Annotated in this window: 23 protein-coding genes; 14 read left to right on the forward strand and 9 right to left on the reverse strand. The window is 62.6% G+C overall.

What is annotated here, in order from left to right; genetic code table 11:
- Nucleotides 1–72: 72 nt before the first annotated feature.
- The 3 genes from surE to EI969_RS24130 form a co-directional block, all read right to left on the reverse strand.
- Nucleotides 73–1,050, reverse strand: a complete 978-nt coding sequence (surE, locus tag EI969_RS24120) for a 5'/3'-nucleotidase SurE (RefSeq protein ID WP_160389980.1) — start codon at nt 1,048–1,050, stop codon at nt 73–75.
- A gap of 79 nt (nt 1,051–1,129) precedes the next feature.
- Complete coding sequence (locus EI969_RS24125) at nt 1,130–2,509, reverse strand: DUF1329 domain-containing protein (protein ID WP_160389981.1); 1,380 nt, start codon at nt 2,507–2,509, stop codon at nt 1,130–1,132.
- Between the two features lie 23 nt (nt 2,510–2,532).
- Nucleotides 2,533–4,110 (reverse strand): DUF1302 family protein, encoded by a 1,578-nt coding sequence (locus EI969_RS24130; protein ID WP_160389982.1) that lies wholly within the window; start codon nt 4,108–4,110, stop codon nt 2,533–2,535.
- A 265-nt stretch (nt 4,111–4,375) separates the two neighbouring features.
- Here EI969_RS24130 and EI969_RS24135 point away from each other — a divergent pair, with 265 nt between their 5' ends.
- Entirely contained in the window at nt 4,376–6,118 is a 1,743-nt protein-coding gene (locus EI969_RS24135; RefSeq protein WP_160389983.1) for an FAD-binding protein, read from the forward strand.
- The gene (locus tag EI969_RS24140; RefSeq protein WP_160389984.1) at nt 6,115–6,993 is read left to right on the forward strand and encodes an SDR family NAD(P)-dependent oxidoreductase; all 879 of its coding nucleotides are present in this window, start codon (nt 6,115–6,117) and stop codon (nt 6,991–6,993) included. The genes EI969_RS24135 and EI969_RS24140 overlap by 4 nt, the downstream gene beginning before the upstream one ends.
- A gap of 145 nt (nt 6,994–7,138) precedes the next feature.
- Here EI969_RS24140 and EI969_RS24145 read toward each other — a convergent pair whose 3' ends face one another.
- From EI969_RS24145 to EI969_RS24170, 6 genes are all read right to left on the reverse strand, one after another.
- Nucleotides 7,139–8,719, reverse strand: coding sequence for a FadD3 family acyl-CoA ligase (locus tag EI969_RS24145; RefSeq protein ID WP_160389985.1), 1,581 nt, complete (start codon nt 8,717–8,719; stop codon nt 7,139–7,141).
- Between the two features lie 72 nt (nt 8,720–8,791).
- On the reverse strand, nt 8,792–9,538 hold the full coding sequence (locus EI969_RS24150) for an SDR family NAD(P)-dependent oxidoreductase (RefSeq protein WP_160389986.1): 747 nt from the start codon (nt 9,536–9,538) through the stop codon (nt 8,792–8,794).
- 207 nt (nt 9,539–9,745) lie between these two features.
- On the reverse strand, nt 9,746–10,828 hold the full coding sequence (locus tag EI969_RS24155) for a ferredoxin--NADP reductase (protein ID WP_160389987.1): 1,083 nt from the start codon (nt 10,826–10,828) through the stop codon (nt 9,746–9,748).
- Nucleotides 10,829–10,841: 13 nt separating this feature from the next.
- Nucleotides 10,842–11,597 carry a glucose 1-dehydrogenase gene (locus EI969_RS24160; RefSeq protein WP_160389988.1) on the reverse strand — a complete coding sequence of 252 codons (756 nt, stop codon included), beginning with the start codon at nt 11,595–11,597 and terminating at the stop codon, nt 10,842–10,844.
- The gene (locus EI969_RS24165) at nt 11,585–13,264 is read right to left on the reverse strand and encodes an FAD-binding protein (RefSeq protein WP_160389989.1); all 1,680 of its coding nucleotides are present in this window, start codon (nt 13,262–13,264) and stop codon (nt 11,585–11,587) included. The genes EI969_RS24160 and EI969_RS24165 overlap by 13 nt, the downstream gene beginning before the upstream one ends.
- A 9-nt stretch (nt 13,265–13,273) precedes the next feature.
- On the reverse strand, nt 13,274–13,789 hold the full coding sequence (locus tag EI969_RS24170; RefSeq protein ID WP_110663281.1) for a flavin reductase family protein: 516 nt from the start codon (nt 13,787–13,789) through the stop codon (nt 13,274–13,276).
- Nucleotides 13,790–14,168: 379 nt separating this feature from the next.
- On the opposite strand from EI969_RS24170, the gene EI969_RS24175 reads away from it, so the two are divergent.
- The 12 genes from EI969_RS24175 (at nt 14,169) to EI969_RS24230 (ending at nt 25,951) form a co-directional block, all read left to right on the forward strand.
- Nucleotides 14,169–15,353, forward strand: a complete 1,185-nt coding sequence (locus EI969_RS24175; RefSeq protein WP_160389990.1) for a flavin-dependent monooxygenase — start codon at nt 14,169–14,171, stop codon at nt 15,351–15,353.
- 123 nt (nt 15,354–15,476) lie between these two features.
- Nucleotides 15,477–16,598, forward strand: a complete 1,122-nt coding sequence (locus EI969_RS24180; protein WP_116581264.1) for an LLM class flavin-dependent oxidoreductase — start codon at nt 15,477–15,479, stop codon at nt 16,596–16,598.
- A gap of 397 nt (nt 16,599–16,995) precedes the next feature.
- The gene (locus EI969_RS24185) at nt 16,996–17,496 is read left to right on the forward strand and encodes a DUF4822 domain-containing protein (protein WP_160389991.1); all 501 of its coding nucleotides are present in this window, start codon (nt 16,996–16,998) and stop codon (nt 17,494–17,496) included.
- Nucleotides 17,497–17,603: 107 nt separating this feature from the next.
- Entirely contained in the window at nt 17,604–18,044 is a 441-nt protein-coding gene (locus EI969_RS24190) for a hypothetical protein (protein ID WP_160389992.1), read from the forward strand.
- Between the two features lie 347 nt (nt 18,045–18,391).
- On the forward strand, nt 18,392–19,282 hold the full coding sequence (locus EI969_RS24195; protein ID WP_160389993.1) for a VOC family protein: 891 nt from the start codon (nt 18,392–18,394) through the stop codon (nt 19,280–19,282).
- Between the two features lie 11 nt (nt 19,283–19,293).
- A complete protein-coding gene (locus tag EI969_RS24200) occupies nt 19,294–20,175 on the forward strand; it encodes a CoA transferase subunit A (protein ID WP_160389994.1) in 882 nt (293 codons plus the stop codon).
- 12 nt (nt 20,176–20,187) lie between these two features.
- Entirely contained in the window at nt 20,188–20,976 is a 789-nt protein-coding gene (locus EI969_RS24205) for a CoA-transferase subunit beta (protein WP_160389995.1), read from the forward strand.
- A 23-nt stretch (nt 20,977–20,999) separates the two neighbouring features.
- On the forward strand, nt 21,000–21,872 hold the full coding sequence (locus tag EI969_RS24210; protein ID WP_160389996.1) for an enoyl-CoA hydratase: 873 nt from the start codon (nt 21,000–21,002) through the stop codon (nt 21,870–21,872).
- 2 nt (nt 21,873–21,874) lie between these two features.
- Entirely contained in the window at nt 21,875–22,942 is a 1,068-nt protein-coding gene (locus tag EI969_RS24215; protein WP_160389997.1) for a nitronate monooxygenase family protein, read from the forward strand.
- 10 nt (nt 22,943–22,952) lie between these two features.
- Nucleotides 22,953–23,708 (forward strand): enoyl-CoA hydratase family protein, encoded by a 756-nt coding sequence (locus EI969_RS24220; RefSeq protein ID WP_160389998.1) that lies wholly within the window; start codon nt 22,953–22,955, stop codon nt 23,706–23,708.
- Between the two features lie 10 nt (nt 23,709–23,718).
- Nucleotides 23,719–24,885: an acyl-CoA dehydrogenase family protein gene (locus EI969_RS24225; protein ID WP_160390000.1), complete on the forward strand. Its 1,167-nt coding sequence runs from the start codon at nt 23,719–23,721 to the stop codon at nt 24,883–24,885.
- A gap of 10 nt (nt 24,886–24,895) precedes the next feature.
- Nucleotides 24,896–25,951, forward strand: coding sequence for an acyl-CoA dehydrogenase family protein (locus tag EI969_RS24230; protein WP_160389999.1), 1,056 nt, complete (start codon nt 24,896–24,898; stop codon nt 25,949–25,951).
- The last annotated feature ends 66 nt before the right edge of the window (nt 25,952–26,017 follow it).

Below are 26,017 nucleotides of genomic sequence, written 5' to 3' on the forward strand. Positions count from 1 at the left end.
GAGCAAGCTCGCTCCCACAATGATTGTTGGATACCCGTAGATGTTGCGTACACCTGCGAGGGCTGCATTGGCTTAAGGCTTGATGTCGCGCAACATCTTCTTCGCCTGATCCTGCACCGCCTCGGGTGCCGTCATGTTGCCGTCGATCACGGTGATCACCGCATGGCCTTGCCACAGTTGGTAGGCATCGGCCTTTTGCTGGATTTCGGTCGGTGTCGAAGGCGGGGCCAGGTTGACATGGACCACGCCGTCGGTGCCGCGCTGTGAAGTGAAATTCACCCGGTCCCAGTTGCCGATCGGGGCGAAGCTCACGCCTTTGACTTCGCTGGGTGGCAGGGGCGGGTAGTTGAGGTTCAGGCCGTTGACGCCCGGCAGGCCGAGCACGTTCAGCTCGCACGAGTGTTTGCTTTTGGCGCAGGCCTCTCTGGCTTCGGCGCCGGCCAGGCTTGCCTGCTCGATCACCTTCACGGCAAAGCGCGCCGTGTCGTCCATGGCGCCAAGGGTCTTGCGAAAACCTGCCTGCTGGTCGCGGATGATCAGGTCCATGTCTATACCCGTGGACACCGCCACCGCCGGAATCCCTTTGAACATCGCACGTACGGCCGCGTTGAGGGTGCCGGACATCTGCGTCAGCGGGCCGACGTTTTCGCCAAAGTTGCTGCCCGATACCACCAGGTCTGGCGGCGTGTCCTTGAGGATCACGTCGAGGCCGACGTTGACTGCATCCACCGGCGTGCCGATGGCGGAGGTCTTGCCGGCAGGCGGGGTGTAGCCTTCAGGCGGCCCGACGCAAAACCTCCCCGGTGCCAGTTCGGTCACTGCCAGCGCCTGGCCGGGCACGACCACGCTGGCGGCGCTGATGCCGCTGCTGTCGTTCAACGGGCCGACCAGGGTGACCTTGTGCCCGGCGGCGGTCAGGGCGCGGTACATCGCATCGATGCCGGGCGCGCGGCAGCCATCGTCGTTGGTCAGCAGGATGTTCAGGGCGTTGGCTTGCATCGACAGGCCAACGCTGGCCATGGCGATGACGCCGGTGAGGAGTTTGTTCATGGCGGAGTCTTCCGTGGAAGGAGCGGATTTTACAAAGCACGACGCCCCGACCGAATGATTCGGTCGGGGCGCGGTGAGTTTAGCGGGTGCCGAGTTTGCGCAGGTTGCCAGGGGTGAATTCGTCTTCGGTGAAGGCGGTGGCGTTGAGCTTGGCCGGTTTCTGATCGATCAGCATCCGGTCAACCAGATACGAACCGGCGATCAGGTCGTGATAGATCCCGAGGCGGGCGTGGTAGCGCTGCATCTCGTAGGCGTAGATCGACGTCTGCATGTTGGTGCGCCACAGTTGGCCACGGCTGTCGTAGTTGTCGGCCAGGGTTGCGGCCCAGGTGTCCTCGTCCAGGTACATCACACGCTTGGCGTACACGTGGCGGGCACCTTCCTTGAGGGTGGCTTGCAGCACCCAGACGCGGTGTTTTTCATAGCGCATGTACTGCGGATCGATGTGGCCGGTGGTGGCCAGGATCTGATCGGTGCTCACGCTCGGATCATCGATCTTGTAGTTGTGATAAGGAATGTAGATTTCCTTTTTGCCGACGATGGTCCAGTTGTAGCGGTCCGGCGCACCGTTGAACAAACGGTCTTCGTCGTACACACGGAAACCACCGGCACCGGTCGGCGAGTCGTAGCCCACGGTCGGCGCGCGACGCACCCGGCGTTGACCCGGGCTGTACTGCCAGGCCTGGCGCGGGGAGGCGGTCGGGTTGATGAACTCATGACCGACGACGATCTCGCCTTTCTTGCGCACCGGTTCCAGCGTGGTGATCAGGAAGTTGGTGAGAATGCCGTTGGACGTCTCCAGGGTTCTGTCCGGGTTGGACCAGATCGAGAAGATCTTGTAGTTGACCTCTTCGAGCACTCGCTCCTTGTTGGAGTACACCACGGCCTGCCGGTAGTTGGCCTCTTCGGCCGCGGCACGGCCGGCGAGGGTGTGGTTGAACATCAACTCGCTGCCGTTCTTGGGAATCGGGAACGGCGAGCCGGCCCAGGCGTTTTTCGTGTCGTTGTTATCGTTGGCCAGCTCGGCATTGACTGCGTTGTGCTTGACCGCCTCGACCAGTTTCGGATCAACGCGGAAGTCACGGTGGCTTGGGTACACCGGGATCTTGAAGGTGTCAGGGTAGCGTTTGAGCAACGCCTTCTGGCCATCGGTGAGGTTGTCGGCGTACTTGTCCATGTTCTTCGAATCGATCACGAACAGCGGTTTTTCCGCCGCATACGGGTCCGGGTACGGTGTGCCAGGGCCATCGAACTTGAGGCCCGGCGGCAGGCCGAGCCATTTGCCGCTCCAGGCCGGGATGCTGCCATCGGCGTTGCCGGCCTTTTCGGCGCCCATCGGGGTCAGGTCCTGGCCCAGGCGGGCGGCTTCTTCGGGGCTGACCTTGGCGTAGGCCAGGCCACTGCCGAGCAGGCCGACGGTCAGCGCGGTGCTCAATAATGTTTGGGTGAATCTGGACATGCTGTGCTCCTCCGATTGGGGAATCAGAACCGGTACTTGAAGTTGAGCGCGACGTTGTCGCGGTCAGCCAACGGGCTGTTGTTGGCATTGCCGAGGTAGGCGTTGTAGCGGGCTTCGACGGTGAAGTTGCCGAGGTAGCGCCACGAGCTGCCGATGCTGGCGCGGTCGTCGTGTTGGCCAGAGTTGATCGAGCCAACCGTCGAGCTGTCACCGTTGGCGGCAGCGCTGTAGGTGATCGGCACCGACATGTCCCAGCCGCTGAACACGTCGTTGTAGTCAAAGCTCGCCTGCACCGTGTAGCCCCAGGCATCCTGGTCATAGACCAGGCTGTCGGTGCCCGGCAGCGAGAAGCCCGGCGCCAGGGTTACCGGCTGCGACTTGTCGTTGCTGATCACGGTGTTGTAGACCAGCTCGCCGGTCAGGGTGGTGTTGTCGGCGAAGGACGTCGGGCCGACCACGTAGATCATCGACGTCTGCGCCTGCAGGGTTTTGCCGCGCACCGGGCTCGAGAACCCGTTGTTGACCATCACCGGCGCACCGTCGCGGTAGCTGACTTCACCGGCCCAGCTGACATCGCCCAGCACGGTGGCGAAGCTCGCGCCGAACAGGTCGATGTTGTCGAAGTAGCGCACCTGGTAACGGCCCAGGGTCGAGGCGAAGTCCAGCGACGGGGTCTTGTCGTGATAACGCGAGTAGTAGATGCCGAACTCGGTGTTGTTCAACGATTCGGCGGCGTAGGTGAAGGCCAGACCGTACTGGCCGCTGTCGCTCGGCTTGTCGTCCTTCAGGCGGGTGACGAAACCGGAGGCGTCGTTGAAGCCGCCTTCGTCGATGAAGTCGGTGGTGGAGAAGTAGCTACCCACGCCGAACAGCTCGGTCTTTTCCCACTTGTATTGGTAGTAGGCCTGGATGCCCAGGCTTTCGGTCAGGGCGAACTGGGTGAACAGTTGGCCGACCGGCAGCAGGATTTCCTTGACCTCGACACCCGGGGTGGTCGACTTGGTCGCGTCCACCGGGCTCTGGGCCGCGGAAATGCCCGGGTAGAACAGGCTCTCGCCCCAGCTCACCACCTGGTTGCCCAGGCGCGCGTTGAGGGCATGGCCGCCCACGTCCCAGGTGCCATAGGCGTAGTAATCGAGCATGCGCAATTCATTGCGATGCTGATCGATGGTGTCCTGGGAGAAACGGTCGGGCTGGCTGCAATGACCGCCGGCGAAGCAGTTGGAAGTGCCGGTGGTGTTGTCGTTGTCCTGATCGTAGACGTTGTCGTAGAAGCCCGTCGCCCGGACAAACACGCCGTAGTTGTCTTGCCACTTGATGTTGGCTTCGGTGAGAAAGCCGCTGCGGTTGTTGATCAGGCTGCCTTTGTCGAACGCGTTGTCGCCATCGTTGCCGTCGGCATTGGCGGTCAGTTTGTGATCGCGAGCCTCGGTCCGCCAGGCGAGGCTGTACGTCAGTGTGGTGTCCCAGTCGATGCTCAAGTCTTCGCTTGGCTGAAAGCTCATCGCGTTAACGTGAGCGCTTAGTCCGCCAGCCAGCAACAGCAATGCGAGTTGTACACGAGGGTGCTGTGTTGGTGGGGCGATTATTGTTTTTATCATGTCGTCCTCATGGCCCAGGTCAGACCTGCCCGACCTGCATTTCAGGGGGGGGTTAGTGCTGTGGGCGACTATGGAGTCACGACTTGCGCGCAACATCGTCCAAGCGGACTAAGCGATTTGTACGGGGCGACCACTGTCCTGGCCTTAGTCTTATCGGACGATGAACACCCGGCGTGCGCGGCGAACAATCCCGAGACCGACTGCACCGGGCGAAGATCCGGCGGTGGCGGTTTCTGCCTGATGGGCGCTGAACAAGGGTGATCGCATGAACGCTGCCGGGATCAAATGGGACGAGTGCTGTGATGTATTGGTGATTGGCTCGGGAGCCGGGGGCATGACCGCTGCGCTGCGTGCCCATGACCTGGGCCTGAATGCGCTGTTGATCGAAAAGAGCGGCGAATATGGCGGCACTTCGGCGGTGTCCGGCGGCGGCATCTGGATCCCGAACAACCACCGGATCAAGGCCCTCGGCGGCAGCGATTCGGCGGCCGAAGCGATTGCCTACATCCGCGCCGTGACCCATGGCGAAATCGACGACGGGCGCATCGAAGCCTATGTCGAACACGGCCGGGAGATGGTCGAGTACCTGGAAAAACACTCCCGCGTACGCTTCGAGGCGCAGCCGCGCTACGCCGATTACTACCCGGAAGTCGAGGGCGGCAAACCGGGCTATCGCTCGATGGATCCGCAACCGTTCGATGCCGCCGAGCTGGGTGAAGAATTTTTGCGCATGCGCGCACCGTCCCCCGGCACCCTGATGATGGGGCGCATGGCGATGACCATGAAAGAGGCGCAGGTGCTGCTGTGTCGTGGCCCCGGCTGGTTGCGCCTGACCCTGCGGGTGATGTGGCGTTATTGGAAGGACCGCGAAGGCCGGCGCTTGTCCCGTCGCGACCGTTTCCTGACGTTGGGCAACGCCTTGATCGGTGCCTTGCGCTGTTCGTTGCAGGATCGTGGCAAGTCGCTGTGGCTCAACTGTGCCCTGGAAGAATTGCTGCTGGTCGGCGACCGGGTTGGTGGTGCGCGGGTCAATCGAAACGGTCAGGTGCTCAACGTCAAGGCGCGTTACGGCGTGATCATCGCTGCGGGTGGTTTCGAGCGTAACCAGGCGATGCGCGAGCAGTATTTGCCGCAACCGTCCAAAGCGGATTGGAGTGCCACGCCGCCGAACAATACCGGCGACGGCATCCGCGCCGGCCAGGCAATCGGCGCGCGGACCGCGCTGATGGAGCACAGCTGGTGGGCGCCGACCACTCACGTGCGCGGGGAAGAAAAACAGCGCGCCTTGTTCGTCGAACGCACCTTGCCGGGGTGCGTGATGGTCAACGCGGCGGGCGAGCGTTTCGTCAACGAAGCCGCACCCTATACCGATATCGTTTACGCGATGTACGCCAACAATCGCGAAGGCGCCGCGAGCGTGCCGTGCTGGATGGTGTTCGACGCCGAGTTCCGCCGCAAATACCCGTGCGGCGCCTTGCTGCCCGGTTATGCCCAGCGCGATTGGCAGTTGCCCGAGCATCTGCGCGACTACTTCCACAAAGCATCGAGTCTTGAAGAGCTGGCGACGCAAATCGGCGTCGACGGCGCCGGACTGCTGCGCACCGTGCAGCGTTTCAACGGCATGGCCGTGCAGGGCGTCGACGAGGATTTCCACAAGGGCGACTCGCTGTTCGACCGCTACTACGGCGACCCGAACGTGCAACCCAATCCGTGCCTGGCGCCGTTGCTCAAGGGCCCTTTTTACGCCGTGCGCATCGACGCCGGCGACATCGGCACCAAGGGTGGCCTGCTGACCGACGTGCACGCCCGCGTGTTGCATGAAGACGGTGAACCGATCAACGGCCTGTACGCCATCGGCAACAGCGCCGCCTCGATGATGGGCCGCACCTATCCGGGTGCCGGTTCGACCATCGGCCCGGCCATGACCTTCGGTTACCTGGCGGCCAATCACATCAAGCGCCAGAGCGAAACCGCTTCGGTCAAAACCTTGTTCGGGAGTGTCGAATGAATCAGCCACGTCAACAAATCGCAGTCGTTACCGGCGCCAGTCGCGGAGTGGGGCAGGGCATCGCCCTGGCTCTCGGGGCGGCGGGCATGACGGTGTATATCACCGGTCGTGCCCCGGCGCAGGGCGGGTCGAATTTGTACGGGCATGCCTTGAGCGGCTCGCTGGAGGACACCGCCGCCGCGATCACCGCCGCCGGTGGGCGCGGTATCGCGGTGGTCTGTGATCACGCCGATGACGCGCAGGTTCAGGCTTTGTTTGCACAAGTCGAGGCGGAGTGCGGGCATCTGGATCTGCTGGTGAACAACGCCGCGTTCATCCATGACCAATTGATCGAACCGGGGCCGTTCTGGGCCAAGCCGCTGGAGCTGGTGCGCATTCTCGACGTCGGCCTGCGTTCGGCCTATATCGCCAGCTTCTACGCTGCGCCGTTGTTGCTGAAAAGTGCCCAAGGGCTGATCTGCTTCACTTCGTCATTCGGCGCCGGCTGCTACATGCACGGCCCGGCGTACGGCGCGCAAAAGGCCGGGGTCGACAAGCTGGCGGCGGACATGGCGATCGATTTCGAAGGGCAGGGCGTGGCGGCGTTGTCGCTATGGCTCGGCCCGCAACTGACCGAGCGCACGAAGATTGCCGGCGAGCAGCATGGCGAGCAGTACCAGGCGTTCCTGGCCCACGCCGAAACCCCGCAATTCAACGGGCGGGTGATTCATGCCTTGCTCAATGATCCGCAGTTGATGGCGCTGTCCGGGCAGACCCTGATCACCGCCGAAATCGCTCCCGGCTACGGCATCAGCGAAGCCGAAGGCCGCCAACCACCGTCCCATCGCGCCATGCTCGGCGATCCACGCCAGCAACATCCGGCGCGGGTGGTCTGAGTTCACAATCGTCAAGGCATACACAAGAACCTGTGGGAGCGGGCTTGCCCGCGATGAGGGCATCAGCTTCAACATTGATGTTGGCTGACACTCCGCCATCGTCGGAACGCCGCCCGGGGCAAGCCCGCTCCCACAGGGATTGCGTTTAGTCAGCGGGCTGCAGCGCCCACTCGCGCAACACATTCTTGGTCACCTTGCCCGCCGCATTGATCGGCATCTTCTGCAGCACCTGCACCCGGCGCGGCACCTTGTAGTTGGCCATCTGCTCACGGCACCAGGCGAGGAAGCCCGCCTGCTCGATCTCGATGCCCGGCGCGGGCAGCAGGAACGCCATCGCCACTTCACCCATGCGCTCGTCGGGGATGCCGATCACCGCTGCCTGGGCCACGCCCGGATAGGTCAGCAGGCACTGTTCGATCTCCGCCGGGTACACGTTGAAGCCACCGGTGATGAACATGTCCTTGAGGCGGTCGGTGATGCGCAGGTAACCCTGTTCGTCGAGCATGCCGATGTCGCCGGTGTGCAGCCAGCCGTCGGCGTCGAGAATCTCCTGGCTGGCTTCGGGGTTGTTGAGATAACCCTGCATCAGGTTGTAGCCGCGGATCTGCACTTCACCGGGGATGTTCGCCGGCTGGCTGCGGCCGTTGTTGCCGACACAGCGCACTTCTACCCCAGGCATGGCCCGGCCGCTGGTATTGGCGACCAGCTCCGCCGAGTCACCGGCGCGGCAGATCGTGGCGAAGCCGCAGACTTCCGTCAGGCCATACGCGGTGACGATGGTGGCGAAGCCGAGTTCATCGCGCATGCGGTGGATCATCTCCACCGGAATCGCCGCCGCCCCGGTCACCGCCACGCGCAAGGAACTCAAGTCGAACTCGTTGCGTTGCGGATGGGCCAGCAACGATTGATACAGCGTCGGCGGTCCAGGCAACACGGTGATGCGTTCGCGCTGCACGCATTCGAGCACGGCCTGCACGTCGAACACCTGCTGCGGCAGGATGGTGCAGCCGCGCATCAGCGCTGCCAGCCAGCCGGCCTTGTAGCCGAACGAATGGAAGAACGGATTGACGATCAGGTAGCGATCGCTCTCGCGCAGCCCGACGATATCGCTCCAGTCGCGCACGATGCGCAGGTTCTGGCCGTGGCTGGTCATCACGCCTTTGGGTTTGCCGGTGGTGCCCGAGGTAAACAACACGTCGGACAGGGCCTGCGGGCCAACGCTCTGCTCGCGGGTGCGCAACGCCAGTTGCGGCACGTCGGCCGCCAGGTCCATGAACCGCTCCCACGCCAGGGTGCCCGGGTTGGCGCCGCGCAGGCTGACGATGTGACGCAGCTCAGGCAGGTCTTCCGCCGCCAGCATGCCGGGGTAGTCCGCGCCGAGGAACTGGCCGATGGCAAACAGCACGCAGGTACCGCTTTCGCGCAGGATGTAGCCGGCCTCGCTGCCCTTCATCCGTGTATTGAGCGGCACCAGCGCGGCGCCTACGCTTTGCAGGGCGCCGGCGGCGACGATCCATTCCCACACGTTGGGCGCCCAGATCGCCACGCGGTCCCCGACCTGGACGTCGAGGGCCAGCAGTGCGCGGGCGGCCTGGCGGCGCAACTGGTCGAGTTGTCGGTAGCTGATGGTGTGGCCCGCGTCCTCGATGGCCGGGCGATCGCCGTAGGCCTGGGCAGCGTTGGCAAACAGTTGAGCGAAGGTCAGTGCGGTGGCGACAGGCGGCATGGGGCCTCCCCGGTTAGAAGACAGTTGCGAAAAAGGGAGTAGGCCGGGCAGGGCGCCCGGCCGGAATGCGAATTACTGGGCGGGCGGGGCGAAACGTCGGCCGGCGGAGAAACCACCGTCCACGGCGATCATCTGGCCGCTGACAAAAGAGGCTTCGTCCGAGGCCAGGAACAGCGCGACGTTGGCCACTTCTTCCGGTTGCCCGGAGCGGCTGAGCATGTGCTGCGAGGCGAAAAACGCGTGGAACGCATCATTGTCACGGACCATGCTGGTCATCGGTGTTTCGATCAGGCCCGGGCACAGGCCGTTGACGCGCACGTTGGCGTAGCCGTAGTCGATGGCCATCGAGCGGGTCAGCTGGTTGATGCCGCCCTTGGACACGTTGTATGCCACGTTGCCGTCGCAGCCTTGCAGGCCGAAGATCGAACCGACGTTGATGATCGAGCCGCCGCGTTGTTCCACCATCGACGCCAGTGCGTATTTGCTGGTGAGCATGCTGCCGGTCAGGTTGATGTCCATCACCCGTTGCCAGTTGGCGGTGGTGGTCTGGGTCACGCTGCCCTGGTCGGCGACGCCGGCGGCGTTGACCAATATATCGATGCGGGCGAAGCGGCTGATGACTTCTTGCATGACCTGCTGCACCTGCGCTTCGTCGCGCACGTCCAGGGTCATGAACAGGCCGGGAAAGTCTGCCGGTGCGCTGCCGATGTCCAGCCCGACCACTTGCGCGCCTTCCTCGGCGAAACGGCGCACGCAGGCCAGACCGATCCCCGAAGCGCCGCCGGTGACCACCGCGACCTTATTCTGCAAACGAGCCATAACTGCACCTCTTTATTGTTGTGGGCTAATGCTGTGGCCGAGTCTAACCGCAGACCGGGCCTGGGTGATCGTCCAATGAGACTAAGGCGACAAAGCCCCCTGTAGGAGCGAGCCTGCTCGCGAAAAACGCCTGGGCACCGCGTTCATTCAGACAGGGCGCGTTATCGTTGACGTCCATCGCGAGCAGGCTCGCTCCTACAATGAACATTAGTCAGGGAATTTCAGGCGAACCCGAGCTCCCGTAGGTCGGCTCTGGCAGGCGAGTGTCCAACCGTCGGCGAGTTCTTTTGCGCTCAACACATCGTTGCGCGCCAACTGAACCTCACCTTCCTTGACCACGCACATGCACGCCCCGCAGAAACCTTCTTCACAGGACGACGGCACGTCGAGGCCCGCCGCCTTGCAACTTTGCAGCAGGGTATCGCCGGGCTGGCAGGCAATTTCGTGTTGCTGGCCATCGAGTTCGACGATCAACGCTTCACAGTGGGAACCCATCGCGGCCTTGCGGGCGAGGGCTTCTTCGGCCAGCAGTTCGTCCGGGTCCGGCGGTGAGACGAAACGTTCGACATGGATGCGTTCGGCCGCTTCGCCCAACGCCAGCAGCGTGCGCTCCACGGTGTCCATGAACGGTCCCGGCCCGCAGATGAAGTAGTCGCCGCCGGCCGATCCGCGCAGCAGATGACGGACCTGATGGTCCGTCAGGAACCCCTGCACCGAATCGAGGACGTGCACCACGTGCAGTTGATCAGGATGCGCCTTGATCAACCGGCACAGCTCGTCCTTGAAAATCACCGATGCTTCATCGCGGTTGGCGTAGATCAATTTGATCGGCCGCCGGCTGCTGTGCAGCACCGACTTGAGAATGGAGAACACCGGAGTGATGCCCGAACCGCCCCCGAACAGGACCAGAGGCTTTTCGGTGTCCGCCTGCGGGTCCAGGCAGAACAGCCCCGCCGGTGGCAGGACCTCCAGCCAGTCGCCGACCCGGACTTCGTTCATCCAGTTCGACACCCGGCCACCGTCGACCCGTTTCACCGTGACCTTGGGCAGCGCATCCGCGAGGGGCGAACTGGCCATGGAATAGCAACGGGTCAACAGTTTGCCGGCGAAAGGCACGCGAAAACTCAGGAACTGGCCCGGTTTGTAGCGAAAGCGCTCACGCAGGCTTGGCGGTATGTCCAGCACCAGCGAGCGCGCATCAGCGGTCTCGTCGATCACCGCGCACACTTGCAATGAGACGCTTCCCGTCGTCGATTCAGCCGGGGTCAGGTTCTGTTGTTGCGTGCCCATGTTCACCTCGACCTCAGAGCCCGCTGATCAGTTGGGCGTTGTCGACGCGGATCTCGGCACCGTTGACGAATCGCGACTCGTCGGTGGCGAGGAACAGCACCACGTTGGCAATGTCCCGTGGCGCGGCCATGCGGTTCATCGGGTCCTGATCGAGGGCTTCCTGCGGGATTGGCTGACCACCGGCCAGGGCCTGGGTCATCGGGGTGTTCACGCCGTCGGGGTGCACGCTGTTGCAGCGGATGCGGTAGCCCTGTTGCTTGCAGTGCAGGGCAATGGAGCGGGTCATCGCCGCTACTGCGCCTTTGGACGCCGAGTAGGCGCAGAACATCGGCATCGCGCCCAATGCCGCGACCGAGGACATGTTGATGATCGAGCCGCCGCCGGTTTCCTTCATGGCCTGGATCGCGTACTTGCAGCCGAGGAAGTAGCCTTCGCCGTTGATCTTCTGCACCTTCTGCCACAGCTCAAGCGTGGTGTCTTCGATGCTGCCCAGGGCCAGGATCGCGGCGTTGTTGACCAGTACATCGAGGCGGCCGAAGTGTTCGACGGTGGTCTTGATCACGTGCTGCCAGTCGCTTTCGCTGGCGATGTCGTGGCGGATGAACAGCGCATTGGCGCCGATTTCCGCAGCCACCTGGCGACCGCCCTCTTCGTTGAGGTCGGTCACTACCACTTTGGCGCCTTCGCGTGCCAGCAGCAGGGCGTCTTCGCGACCGATGCCGCTGGCGGCGCCGGTGATGATGCAGACTTTGCCTTCTACACGTTGCATTGTTGTTCTCCTGATCGTGCGGTTTGAAGTGCGAATTGGTCAGCCACGTGGGCGGCAGCCCGGCGACCGGAATAGATGCAGTCGGCCAGGGACAGGCCGGAGACATACAGGTTGGAAGCCACGCCGACGGCATTGCGGCCAGCGCTGTAGAGACCGTTTATGGGCACGCCGGAGTGGTCCAGCACCCGACCGCTGCCTTCGCAGACTTTCAGCCCGCCGAGGGTGATGACCGGGCAGGGGAAGAGTTTGCTGTCGAAGGACAGGTCAAGGGCGTACCACGGGCCTTGGTCGAGGTCGGCGAGCATCGCAGCGGATTTGCCGAACTCATCGGCCACCTCACCGCGTGCCGCGCGGGAATAACGCTCGACACTTTGGCGCAGCAGTTCCGGCGGCAGGTTGCAGCGCTTGGCCAGGCCGGCGAGGCTGTTGCTGCGCCTGGCGTTGAACAGCAGGTTGAGCAGCACCGGCAGGCGCTGGAAATTCCACACCTTGCCCGGGCCGACCTGACGGAGCGCTTCTGCGACCAGGGCCCGATTGAGAATCAGGACGGCGCGACCGTCCTGTTCTTCGACCATGGCGTGGCCGAGGGTCGCGCCGTAGATTTCTTCGTTGGCGTAACGTTGCCCACGGGCATTGACGATCAGCCCACGGGCCCAGGCCAGTGGCGGGTTGATGAAGCGCCAGGCGCTGACTTTGTCCATCCGCGCCACGCTGCCACCGGCGCTCTGACCGAGGGCGATGCCGCTGCCGTTGCACCCGGTGGCACCCAGCGGCAGGCCGGCCAGGTACTGCGGCGCGTGCTGGCGAACCAGATCGCGATTGAAGATAAAGCCGCCGCTGCTCAGCAGCACCGCCTGTTCGGCGCGAATCAATTGGCGAATGGCGCTGCTCTGTTCGATGCGCCGCTGACGGGCGCGCAAGTGATCGGCCAACGCCGGAGCGTACATATGAATGGCGGCGGCCCAGCGTGACAGGCGCGCATGTTGTTTGGCGGCGCGGCTACCCGACGGCAATTGCCAGGCTTCGACACCGATGACCTTGTCGTCGAGGTCGAGCACCAGCCTGCGCACTTCGCACTGGCTGCGCAGGCGAGCACCGTGACGCAAGGCGCTGGCCTTGAGCGGGGCGAACAGGCTGGCGCCGGACATGCCCGGGCCCTTGGTGCGATGGCCACGGGGCGCCGGTTTGGCGCTGGCGGCATAGGCCGGCACGGCTTCGTTGCCCGAGTAATAGAGGTAGTACTGGTCGCTGGGGTACGAGGTTTTGTGCGGCGGTACGCTGGCTTCGAAGGCTGCGCCTTGTCGCTCCAGCCAGGCCAATTGCTCGCGGCTGCCGTCGCAGAAATCCTTCAGGGTCTCATGGCTGACGGCTTCACCGACTTCCTGGCGCAGGTAATCGAACATGGCATCGCTGGTGTCTTCATAACCGGCCTGGCGCTGATACGGCGTGCCACCGCCGGCGTAGACAACGCCGCCGCTGAGTGCGGTGGCGCCGCCACCTTCGAAGCGATCCAGCGCGAGCACCGACAGGCCACGAGTGCTGGCTTCGATGGCGGCACAGGCACCGGCACCGCCAAACCCGACGATCAGCAAGTCGCAGCGGTCATCCCATGGCAACTGGTCGGCGCTGCTCACTCGCAACGCCGTCAACCCGTTCTGGCCGTTCATGTCCGGGCCTCAGCCGGCAGCAGCGAGAGAAGGGGCGGGTTTGGCTGTGGTGGTGTAGCTGCCGTCGAGGTAGACCAGCGGGGTGATCTCGGCGGTGGTGTGGATCTGCAGGATGCGTCCGATGAAGACGGTGTGGGTGCCGTAGCTGAAGTGGCCGTCCTGGCGGCAGAGGATCGCCGACTGGGCGTCACCCAGGTAGGGGATGCCGCCTGGGCTGGTCAGCCAGTTGCCGCGGTCGAAGCGTGCTTCGCCCTTGATTGCGCCGCTGCACAGGTTGGCGAGGTCTTGTTGTTCGACGCCGAGGATGTTGACGCAGAAGTCGGCGCCGGTCGCCAGTGCGGCGTGGGGCGAGGCGGTCTTGTTGACGCAGATCAGCAGCGATGGCGGTTCGGTGCTCAGGGAGTCGACTGCGGTGGCGGCCATGGCGAAGCGTTCGGAGCCGTTGCTGGTGCTGATAATGGTGACTGACTTGGCCAGGCGGCGCATGGCCTGGAGCATGTCGGCTTTGAGGTTGGCGTCGTTCATCGCACTGGGCCTTTTTTGTTGGGGATGGAGTGCGATGGATTCTTGCTCTGGTGTCTAGCGCAAACATCGTCCGAGGGGACTAGGCCAGCGAGGCCTGCTGGCTGACATTCATGTTGAATGGGCCGGCCTCATCGCTGGCAAGCCAGCTCCCACAGGTTTCAGCTGTGAGCACAGATCCTGTGAACACCTGCAATCACTGTGGGAGCTGGCTTGCCAGCGACGGCGGTCTGCCAGGCAAAGCGATTCTCCAACCCCACATGGTCCGTTTGAGGGATGTCCCCCGCGTTGCGCATTGTTTGAATGCCAGTGTAGGGGCGCTACACCCGCCCCGCTGCACGCGCGCCCCGGCGGATGGGGTGAACAAAGGAGAACAATAAAAATGCTCAACCAAGACCTGATTCGCCAGCGTCTGAGCCAACGTGCCCGCGAGTTGGTGCCGATCCTGCGTGAACGCGCCCTGAATGCCGCGCAAGCCGGCCAGTTGCCTGAAGAAACCCTGAAGGATTTCCACGACGCCGGGTTCTTTCGCATCCTGCAACCGTCCCGTTGGGAAGGCTATGAGCTCGAGCCCAAGGATTTCTTCGACGTACAGATGACCCTCGCCGAAGGCTGCATGTCGTCTGCCTGGGTGCTCGGTGTGGTGGCGATCCACAACTGGCAGCTGGCGCTGTTCGACGACCGCGCGGCCCAGGATGTCTGGGGTAGCGATTCCAGTGTGCTGATCTCCTCTTCCTATATGCCGGTGGGCAAGGTGGAGCGCGTCGACGGTGGTTTCAAGCTGAGCGGGCGCTGGGGGTTTTCTTCCGGCAGCAAGCATTGCGACTGGGCGTTCCTCGGTGCGCTGGTACCGCCGGCAGAGGCGGGCGGGGCGCCGGATTACCGGACGTTCCTGGTGCCGCGCAGCGACTACCAGATTCTCGACAACTGGAACGTCATGGGCCTGGAAGCCACCGGCTCCCACGACATCCTGGTGGAAAACGCCTTCGTTCCCGAGTATCGCACCCATCGCGCACTCGACGGTTTCATGCAGAACAGTCCGGGCAACGAGGTGAACACTGCGCCCTTGTTCCGTTTGCCGTTCGGGCAGATTTTCGTGCGCGCTGTCTCGTCATCGGCCATCGGTGCCTTGCAAGGCGCGGTGGATCAGTTTGTCGAGCACAACCGTGCCCGGGTCGGGGTCAATGATGGTCGCAAGATGGTCCAGGACCCGGCTGCGCAATCGTCGCTGGCCAATGCCATGGTCTGCGTCGACGAGTGCAAGACCGTGCTGCATCGCAACTTTGCCCTGATGTTGGAGCGCGCGCAGAAAGGCGAGCCGTTGAGCATGCCCGAGCGGGTGAAGATGCGTTACGACTCGGCGCTGGTGGCCGACAAGTGCGCCAAGGCCGTTGGCGAGCTGATGTTCAACAGCGGTGCTTCGACGATCTTCCGCAGCCACCCGATCAACCGTGCGTTCCGCGACATTCACACCGGTCGCGCGCACGTCGCCAACAGCCCGGCCAAGTACGCCTGGAACCTCGGCGGCGTCAGCATGGGGCAGGACAGCAGTGACTTTTTCCTCTGATATTTTTACTGAATTAGCTAGTCCGTTTGCGTGATTCGAGCGCCCCGTCGATGCACGAGCATTGACGGTAAGGCGAAGGTCTACGGCGCCGACTGCGCATCCAAATAAGCACAAGGATCAACCATGAAATTTTCCCTGATTTACGAAGCCCAGACGGTGGACTCCAGCCGCGAAGGCGACCGCAAGATTTTTGAAGACACCGTCGAGCAGGCCGTGCTCGCCGACAAACTCGGCTTCGATACTTTCTGGTGCGTGGAACACACCGCGCTGAGCAACTACTCGCACATGTCCGCGCCGGAAACCATGCTGGCGTTCGTGGCCGGTAAAACCGAGCGCATCGGCATCGGCCACGGCGTGGTCTGCCTGCCACCGGCGATGAACCACCCGGTGAAAGTCGCCGAGCGCATCGCCACCCTCGACTTGCTGTCCAAGGGCCGTGTGCACTTCGGCGTGGGCAAGGGCGGCACACAGCAGGAAGCAGGCACCTTCGGCTACGACCTGGCGACCTTGCAGCCGCAGATCGACGAGATGATGTACCTGATCCCGAAAATGTTCGTGCAGGACGAGATCGAGCACAACGGCGACTTCGTGCAGATCCCCAAGCGCCCGATCCATCCGAAGCCGTACCAGGATCCGCACCCGCCGATGTACCTGGCGTGCACCAACACCGAGTCGCTGAAGAATGCCGGCGGTCGCGGCATGGGCGCCCTGGTGCTGGGCTTCGGTGGCCCGGAAGAGATCGCCAAGAAGGTCGAGGTGTATCACACCGCCTACGACAATCGCGATGAGAAGAAGCAAGTGGGCTTCCGCCCTAACCGTCACATCGCCGCGCTGTGCCCGGCCATCGTGCTGGACGACAACGAAGAAGCGCGCCGCATCGGCATCCGTGGCCAGCGTTACTTCATGGAATCCCTGGGCTACTGGTACGGCGGTGGCGAGCGTCCGGACCCGGAGAAGTGGAAGGACGACACCTTCGTCGATGGCAACGGCCAGAGCGTGATCAAGTCGCGCTTCGCCTCCGAAGAAGTCAGCGTCGACTTCTCCGACCCGACCATGGCGATGATGAACCCGAACCACGCCTACGGTACCGTCGAGGATTGCATCGGCTACGTGCAGCGCCTGATCGATGCCGGCGCCGACGAAATCCTGTTCATCTGCCAGATGGGCACCGTGCCGCAGTGGGCACAGCTGGAGACCCTGAAGAACATTGGCGAGAAGGTGATTCCGCACTTCCGCAAGGGCTAAGAGCTAACCCCTGTGGGAGCGAGCTTGCTCGCGATGGCGGTCTTGACTGGTATGGCCCCATCGCGAGCAAGCTCGCTCCCACAGGTTTTTGGTCTGCCATCTGGCTGATCAAGCTTAGAAGTTTTTCAGGCCTGGCACGGACGTCAGGCCAACTTTCCAACGGGTCCCCAAGGCCCGTTTTTTTATGCCCGCCGATTTCTCCCCGGTCGATTGACCTGTGCGTAGCTGTCACCCCTTGTTTAACTTCGAGAACATTCCGCGGCAATTGTTGCAAATATATGCCAGGTATTGTGAGTGGCTGATATCGGTCCTATATTCCATCCGCTGATCGCAGTGATCAATTTCCGCGACAACAAAAAAACAAGCGTTACCTCTAAGCTCATCGAGGGATTATTTCATGCGAAAATACAACTCAATGTTTATAGGTTTGCTCTTCGCTGGACTACTCAGTCCGCTTGTCAGCCATGGAAAGCAAATGGAGAATAAGTCTGATATTCAAGCATTGGCCTCATCTTCTCAATGGTTGACAACCAAGGTTTATGTAGAAGGAACCCCTGAAGTAGATGTGAAGGAAAAGTATCCGGGTGTTGTTGGGATTTCAATGTGGGATCCCGGCCGCAATCGTTATGAGTTTTTCTATACCGATACCGGGCTATCAAAGTATGACAATGGTGGTGGCGGTTACTTCCTTGTCACCGGTGACAAAACAACGCATATCCTGGTGCCTGATCAAGGAACGGTCAGGACTGTGGTCAGAAGGCTGGAAAAACTGGATAACGAAGAGTTCACCTATTCACGAGAGGTGCCTCGCGACATGGTCGATGCCAATGCGCCTGTCCGGATTTATGTGGTTCATGCGCCCTACAAAGGCCCTATAAAGACCTCGATGTCGCACTAAAAACTTCCTGCAGTAATTTATCAATCCATTGTTTCGATATTGTAAAGCGTCCACTTTGTTGATGCTGTCCTGAAATAACATCCATAAAAATCAAAAAAAGGCACAACATGATTATTGAATTCAGACCGCTATTAATGTCTATGTTACTGCTGGCTGGAATGTACTCGGCTGGCGCCAATGCACAGCCGACAACGCCTTCGGTTTCAAAAGAGGCTGTCGCCACACCCGATAATGCAATCATGCTGACTGTTTTCCTGAAACACGATCAGTCACGGCCATTGGGGGAGTTGAGAGAGCAATTCACCAAGCTGGGGTTTTACAAGGTGTTCCCTCCTGCCGGGGTGGAGGTTGTCAGCTGGAATATAACCATGGGTATTGGACATGTCATCGTTCTGCGCTTGCCTGCCTCGCGTCTCGCAGCGGTAAATCTCGCACTCGAAAACACCGCATGGGGAAGTTACCGGACAGAATTCTTTCCTACCTATGATTACAAGGAAATAGCACTGGCAGAGCAAAAGAAAGTGCGAGAAGCCAAATCCAACCAGTAACTACAGAGCAGACGTGCAACGCCATAACGGGTCTTCCAGGCCCGTTTTTTTATGCCTGCCGGATAGGGCGTGACCACCGCATATCCCCTGTAGGAGCGAGCCTGCTCGCGAAAAACAGAAGAACGCCGCGTGGTGTCAGGCTATCAGCGTTTTCGTTGGCGACCATCGCGAGCAAGCTCGCTCCTACAGTTTTGATGTGTTTACCCCATCATTTCCGCTAGTCCCATTGGACGATGTTGCCCCTCCCCGAACCCGTTTGAATAGCTCCTACATATAGCCCCTACATAAAGTCTCCCCCGGCAGTCGCCGAAGGGCGGCACGGCCTGAGTAAAACGAGGAGTGCATCCATGGATATCCGCGGTCTGGGTTACGTCACCCTGTTATCCAGCGACCTGGCGCAGTGGCGCCACTACGCGAGCCAGGTGTTGGGCATGATGGTCAGCGGCGACGATGAGCAGCTGTACCTGAAAATGGACGAGCGTCATTACCGCATCCTCGTGCAGAAGAATGCCGAGAACAGCTTCGGTGCCTGCGGCTGGGAAGTGGCCGGCAAGGCGGCGCTGGAGCAGGCGGTCAGTGAGTTGCAACAGGCCGACGTACAGGTGACCCGTGGCACCGCGGCCGAAGCCGAGCTGCGCAAGGTCCAGGAACTGGTGCACTTCAGCGACCCGGATGGCAACCGTCACGAAATCTTCTGGGGCCCGCTGCAGGACTTCGCTCGTTTCGTTTCGCCGGTGGGCGTCAAAGGTTTTGTCACCAACGACCTCGGCATGGGCCACGTCGTATTGCCGGCCCCAGCCTTCGAACGCTGCCGCGACTTCTACGAACTGGTGATGGGTTTTGGCTTGTCGGACCTGATGAAAGTCCGCTTCACCCCGGACCCTGCCGAGCCGCAAAAACGCATTCACTTCCTGCACTGCAACAACGGCCGGCACCACTCGCTGGCGATTTTCGAGTGCCCGATGCCCCACGGTTGCGTGCACATGATGGTCGAGGTCAACGCGCTGGACGAAGTCGGCCGTGCCCTGGACCGCGTGCACGCCAACGGTGTGAAGCTGTCGGCCACCCTCGGCCAGCACACCAACGACCAGATGATTTCTTTCTATATCAAGACCCCGTCCGGGTTTGACCTGGAGTACGGCTGCGATGGCCTGGTGGTCGATTGGGACCGCCACACGCCGTTCGAAAGCACCGTGGTCAGCCACTGGGGCCACGACTTCAGTGTCGGTCGCCAATGAGGAACAAGACGATGGACAAGCAAATGAGCACCGCCGAGATCGTTGGCAATCTGCGTGACGGCATGACCATCGGTATCGGAGGCTGGGGCCCGCGCCGCAAGCCGATGGCGCTGGTGCGCGAGATCCTGCGCTCGGACCTCAAGGACCTGACCGTGGTTGCCTACGGCGGGGCCGATGTCGGCATGCTCTGCGCGGCCGGCAAGATAAAGAAACTGGTGTTCGCCTTCGTTTCCCTGGACTTCATTCCGCTGGAGCCGTACTTCCGCAAGGCGCGCCAGGAAGCGGCGCTGGAAGTGATGGAGATCGACGAAGGCATGCTGCTGCTCGGCCTGCGGGCGGCGGCGATGAATGTCCCGTTCATTCCGACTGCCGTGGGCCTGGGCACCGACGTGCTGCGCCACAACCGTCAGATCAAGTTGATCGCCTCGCCGTACGCCGATGGCAAGGACTGGGTCGCCATGCCGGCGCTCAAGCTCGACGCGGCGCTGGTCCACGTCGACCGCGCCGACAAACGCGGTGTGTGCCAGATCAGCGGTCCGGATCACTACATGGACGATCTGTTCGTGCGGGCCGCGACCCACAGCTACGTGACCTGCGATGAGCTGGTCGACAGCGAGTATTTCCATCAGGACAGTGCCCACGCCCATCAAGTGTTCTGGGAACGCAACCTGACCACGGCCGTGGCCCACGTGCCGGGCGGGGCGCATCCGTCGTCCTGCGCGCCGCTGTACGGTTTCGACGTCGCGCACTTCAAGGCCTACAACGCCACGGTCCAGGCGGCCGATGGCTGGGAAGGCTACGTGCGCGACTACGTCGACTGCACCCACGAACAGTATCTGGAAAAGGTCGGCGGCCTGGCTGCGATCCGTGAACTGCCGTTGCCGATTTTCTAAGGGAGCCTTTCGATGAGCACTACTGATTACAGCCTCGCTGAGTTGATGATCTGCGCGGCCTCCGAAGCCTGGCGCGAAGACGGCGAAGTTTTGGCCTCCGGCATCGGCGTGATTCCGCGTCTGGCTGCTTCGCTGGCCATGTTGACCAGCAACCCGCAACTGCTGATGACCGACTCCGAAGCCTACATGGTCGCCGAACCGGTGCCCTTGGGCGCGCGCAAAGGCTATGAACCCAAGCGCGACAGCTGGATGGGCTTCTCGCGGATTTTCGACAACGTCTGGGGCGGCAAGCGCCATGCCCTGGTCGGCCCGACCCAGATCGACCGTTACGGTCAAGCCAACATTTCCTGCATCGGCGACTACGCCAAACCCAAGGCGCAGATGCTCGGCGTGCGCGGTTTCCCCGGCAACTCGATCAGCCACGCCAACTCGTTTTGCGTGCCGAGCCATAACCGTCGGGTGTTCGTCGAAGGCGAGGTCGATATGGTCGCCTCGGTCGGCTACAACCCGGCGCGTCTGGCGCGGGGCTGGTCGCTGGACGACATCGACATCCGCCTGATCATCACCGACCTCTGCGTCCTGGATTTCCAGGGTCCGCAGCGGCAGATGCGCATCCGTTCGCTGCACTCCGGCGTGACGGCAGCGCAAGTCCAGGACAACACCGGTTTCGAATTGCACGTGCCGGACGACTGCCCGACCACCGCGGCCCCGACTGTCGAGCAATTGCAACTGATCCAGCGTCTGGACCCGCACAACCTGCGCGCCCTGCAACTCAAAGACAACCCGCCAGGCCAACGCTGAGCAACGCGTTGCGGAGAAAAGTGATGGCTGAACATAACGATAACAATCAGGCCGAGGTGGTGCTGTACGAGGTGCGTGGCGCGGTGGCCCTGGTCACCATGAACCGCCCCGAGTTCCACAACGCGCAGAACTCGCAGATGACCTATGCGCTGGACGCGGCGTTTCGCCGGGCCTGCGATGACGATGAAGTGAAGGTCATTGTGTTGCGTGGCGCCGGCAAGCATTTCTCCGCCGGGCATGACATCGGTACTCCGGGCCGCGACGTCGACAAGACCTTCGACCGCGCCAGCCTGTGGTACGACCATGTGAACAAACCGGGCGGCGAGTTTTTGTATGCCCGCGAGCAGGAAGTCTATCTGGGCATGTGCCGCCGCTGGCGCGAAATGCCCAAGCCGACCATCGCCATGGTCCAGGGCGCGTGCATTGCCGGTGGGCTGATGCTGGCCTGGGTCTGCGACCTGATCGTCGCCAGCGAGGATGCCTACTTCGCCGATCCGGTGGTGCGCATGGGCATTCCCGGGGTGGAGTATTTCGCCCACGTGCATGAACTCAATCCGCGCATCGCCAAGGAATTCCTGTTCCTCGGCGAACGCATGCCGGCGCCGCGTGCCTATCAGATGGGCATGCTCAATCGAGTGGTGGCTCGCGACGAGCTGGAACAACAGACCCTCGACATCGCCGGGCGCATCGCACAAATGCCGCGCCTGGGCCTGCAACTGAGCAAGCAAGCGGTGAACAACGCCGAAGACCTGATGGGCAAGCGCGCGACCATGGACATGGTGTTCGGCCTGCATCACTTCGCCCATGCCCACAATGAACTGGTGTCCGGCGACCGCCTCGGCGGCTACGACGCCAAGGCCATGGCCAGTTCCCAGCGCAAGTCGGGCGAGGCGTGAGCATGGCGATCTCGTTGAATACCCGTTTGACTGAACTGCTCGGTTGCCGTTATCCGATCATCCAGACCGCCATGGGCTGGGTCGCCGACCCGAAACTGGTGGCGGCCACGGGCAATGCCGGTGGTTTCGGTTTTCTCGCCGGGGCGACCATCGAGCCGCAACAGATGGAAGCGGCGATCATTGAAACCCGGCGCCTGACCGATCAGCCGTTCGGGGTGAACTTCCACATGTACCAAGCCAATGCCGGCGAGATCGTCGAGCTGGTGTTGCGCCATAAAGTCCGCGCGGTGAGCTACAGCCGTTCGCCGGGCAAGCAAATGATCAGCCGCCTGAAGGATGCCGGCGTGGTGTGCATTCCCACGGTCGGCGCGCTCAAGCACGCGCAGAAAGCCGTGGAAATGGGCGCCGATGCGGTGACCGTGCAGGGCGGCGAGGGCGGTGGGCACACCGGTTCCGTGCCGACCTCGCTGCTGCTGGATCAGGTGGTCAATGCCGTGTCGGTGCCCGTGGTGGCGGCCGGTGGGTTCAAGGACGGTAAAGGACTGGTCTCGGCCCTGGCCTACGGTGCCGAAGGCATCGCCATGGGCACGCGTTTCCTGATGTGCGCCGACAGCCCGGTGCCCCAGGCGACGCTTGCCCGTTACCTGGCGGTCAAGGACCCGGCGGCGATCATCATCAGCCGCGCTATCGACGGCATGCCGCAACGGATGATCCGCAACGAATTGCTCAACCAGCTGGAAAGCAGTGGCGGCCTAAAGCGCCTGTTGCTGGCGTTGCAAAGTGGCCTGGCCTACCGCCGCCACACCGGCATGAGCCTGACCCAATTGCTCAGCAGCGCCTTGAAGATGCGCGGTGCCGGAGAGCTGACCGCCGCGCAAAGCATCATGGCCGCCAACGCGCCGATGGTGATCCAGAAAGCCATGGTCGACGGGCAACCGGCCGCGGGCGTGTTGCCCGCCGGACAGATCGCCGCCTCCATCGACAGCTTGCCCAGCTGCGCCCAATTGATTGAACAGATCGTCCGCGACGCCGAAGCGCGCCTGGGCGAGCTGTGTCGCCGTGTGTCGTAAGGGGAAAGACATGAAACCATTTAGCGTCAGCATCGATAACGGCATTGCCGAACTGGTGTTCGACCGACCGCCGGTCAACGCCTTCAATAACCAGGGCTGGGCCGACATCGCCAGCGAGATCGAGGGCCTGGGTCGCAACAGCGACGTGCGGGTGATCGTGATTCGTGCCGAAGGCCGCGGCTTCTGCGCCGGGGTCGATATCAAGGAACTGGCCGCCGACGGCAACCTGATCGTCGCGGTGAACAAGGGCAACTACGACAGCTTCAAGGCGATCCATCGCAACCCGAAACCGGTGATCGTTGCCGTGCATGGCTTCGTATTGGGCGGCGGCATCGGCATCTGCGGGGCGGCCGACATCATCGTCGCGTCCGAGTGCGCCACCTTCGGCGTGCCGGAAGTGGATCGCGGCGCCATGGGCGGCGGCGCGCATTTGCAGCGCCTGTTCCCGGTGCAGAAAGTCCGCCACATGTACTTCACCGGTGAGGCCATCGACGCCGCCGAGGCTTACCGCCTGGGCGCGGTGGAGCGGGTGGTCAAGCGCGAAGACTTGCGCGAAGCGGCGTTGCAGATCGCCCGCACCATCGCCGCCAAGAGCCCGGGCATGATCAGCCTGGCCAAGGAAGCGCTGAGCGGCATCGAAGACGGCAATCTGGAAGACAAATACCGCTGGGAGCAGGGCTTCACCCTCGAAGCCTACCGCTCACTGGACTCTCAGGAAGCACGCGACTCGTTCGTCGAGAAACGCGATGCCCGATTCAACGGCTGAAGGCATATCCATGGACCTGACCTATACCCCGGCCCAGCAGGCCTTTCGCGTCGAGGCGCGGACCTGGCTGGCGGCCAATGTACCGAGTGAACCGTTGCAATCGTTCGACACCGAACAGGGCTTTGCCGAGCACCGCGCCTGGGAAGCCAGGCTCAATGAAGGCCGTTGGGGCATGGTCACCTGGCCGACCGAACTCGGCGGGCGCGGCTGCGACCTGATCGAGTGGCTGATTTTCGAAGAGGAATATTACCGTTCCGGGGCGCCGGCACGGGTCAACCAGAACGGCATCTTCCTGCTCGGCCCGACCCTGATGGAGTACGGCACCCCGGAGCAAAAGGCGCGGTTCCTGCCGCGCATGGCCACCGGCGAAGACATCTGGGCCCAGGCCTGGTCCGAGCCGGGTGCCGGTTCCGACATGGCGGCGATCCGCTCCAAGGCTGAACGGGTGGGCGACCACTACGTGATCAATGGCCAGAAGACCTGGTCGACCCGCGCGGTGTGGGCCGATTGGGCGTTCGGTATTTTCCGCACCGACGCGCAGTCCCAGCGTCATCACGGGCTGACTTTCATCCTGTTGCCACTGGACACGCCGGGCATCACGGTGCGGCCGATTCCGCAGCTCAACGGCTTGCCGGGCTTTGCCGAAATCTTCTTCGACGACGTCAAGGTGCCGGTGGAAAACGCCCTCGGTGGCGAAGGCATGGGCTGGCACGTGGCGATGTCCACCGCCGGTTTCGAGCGTGGTTTGTTGCTGCGTTCACCTGCGCGCTTCCAGGAGACCGCCAAGCGCCTGGTGCAGTTGTACCTGGCCAACCGTGAACAGGCCGACCGCGACCCGGCCATTGGCGAAGCGGTGATGCGCGCCTGGCTCGATGCCGAGGCCTACACCCTGAGCACCTACATGACCGCCTCGCAACTGGTGCAGGGCGGCAAGATCGGGCCGGAATCGTCGACCAACAAGATCTTCTGGTCCGAACTCGACCAGCGCATGCACGACACCGCCATGAGCATTCTCGGCCTGCGTGGCGAACTGCTGCCGCATGCCCCGGCCGCCGGTGACGTCGGCCATTGGCTGGAAGGTTTCCTGTTTGCCCAGGCCGGGCCGATCTACGCCGGCACCAACGAGATCCAGCGCAACATCATTGCCGAACGCATGCTCGGCATGCCGCGTGCCTGAGGAATAGACCATGGACTTTAGTTTCAGCCGCGACCAACTGCTGTTTCAGGACAACGTCCGCAGCTTCCTGATCAACGAAGTCACGCCGGAACGCATTCGCGAACTGTGGCAGAGCGACAGTGGCCGCAGCGATCAGCTCTGGGCGCAACTGGTGGAGCTGGGCCTGACTGCACTGACCGTGCCCGAGGCGCAGGAGGGCATGGGCATGAACGAGCTGGACTTCGTGCTGATCGCCCAGGAATGCGGTTACGCCGGTCTGCCTGAACCGCTGGTGGACACCATGCTGGTCGGCGTGCCGTTGCTCGCGGCCCTGGATGAGCAACATGCGTCGCTCAAGCAAAAATGGCTGTCGCGAGTGGCCGAGGGCCGCGCACGTCTTGCTGTTTCCGAGCCAGGTAATCCGCTGGTCAGCGATGCCCATGTCGCCGATCTGCTGTTGCTGGCCAATGGCGACGAAGTGCACGCCTTGGAGCGTGATGCCGTACGCCTGACCCGCAACGTGTCGGTCGACCCGAGCCGCCAGTTGTTCCAGATCGAGTGGACACCCACGCCTGCTACCTGCGTCGCCTCCGGTGAACAGGGCCGACGCTTGTGGGCGGCCGCCTTCAACCGTGGCGCTCTCGCCAGTGCCGCGCAATTGCTCGGGCTGGCCAAGCGCATGGTCGACCTGGCGGTGGACTACACCTTCGAGCGCAAGCAATTCGGCAAGCCGGTGGGCTCGTTCCAGGCGGTCAAGCACTTGATGGCCAACGTCGCGGTGCAGATCGAGTTCGCCAAGGGGCCGTTGTATCGCGCCGCTTATGCTATCGCCGAACAACAACCGGAGCAGGACGTATTCGTGTCCCACGCCAAATTGGCGACCGCGGAAGCGGCCATGCTCGCGGCGAAGAACACCATCCAGGCTCACGGTGCGATGGGGTACACCTGGGAAGTCGATTTGCACCTGTTCATGAAACGCGCCTGGGCACTGGACAAGGTCTGGGGCGATCGCGGTTTGCACAAAGGACGGATTCGTGCGGCGCTGTTCGACGGACAACGTGCGTTGGGTGCCGGTAGCACCTTCTAGTCAACGGGGATCGAACCTGTAGGAGCCGGCTTGCTGGCGATGGCGATCCCAAATACGCCATCGCCA

Origin of the sequence: Pseudomonas sp. PB101 (assembly GCF_009764265.1) — a bacterium.
Taxonomy (GTDB): domain Bacteria; phylum Pseudomonadota; class Gammaproteobacteria; order Pseudomonadales; family Pseudomonadaceae; genus Aquipseudomonas.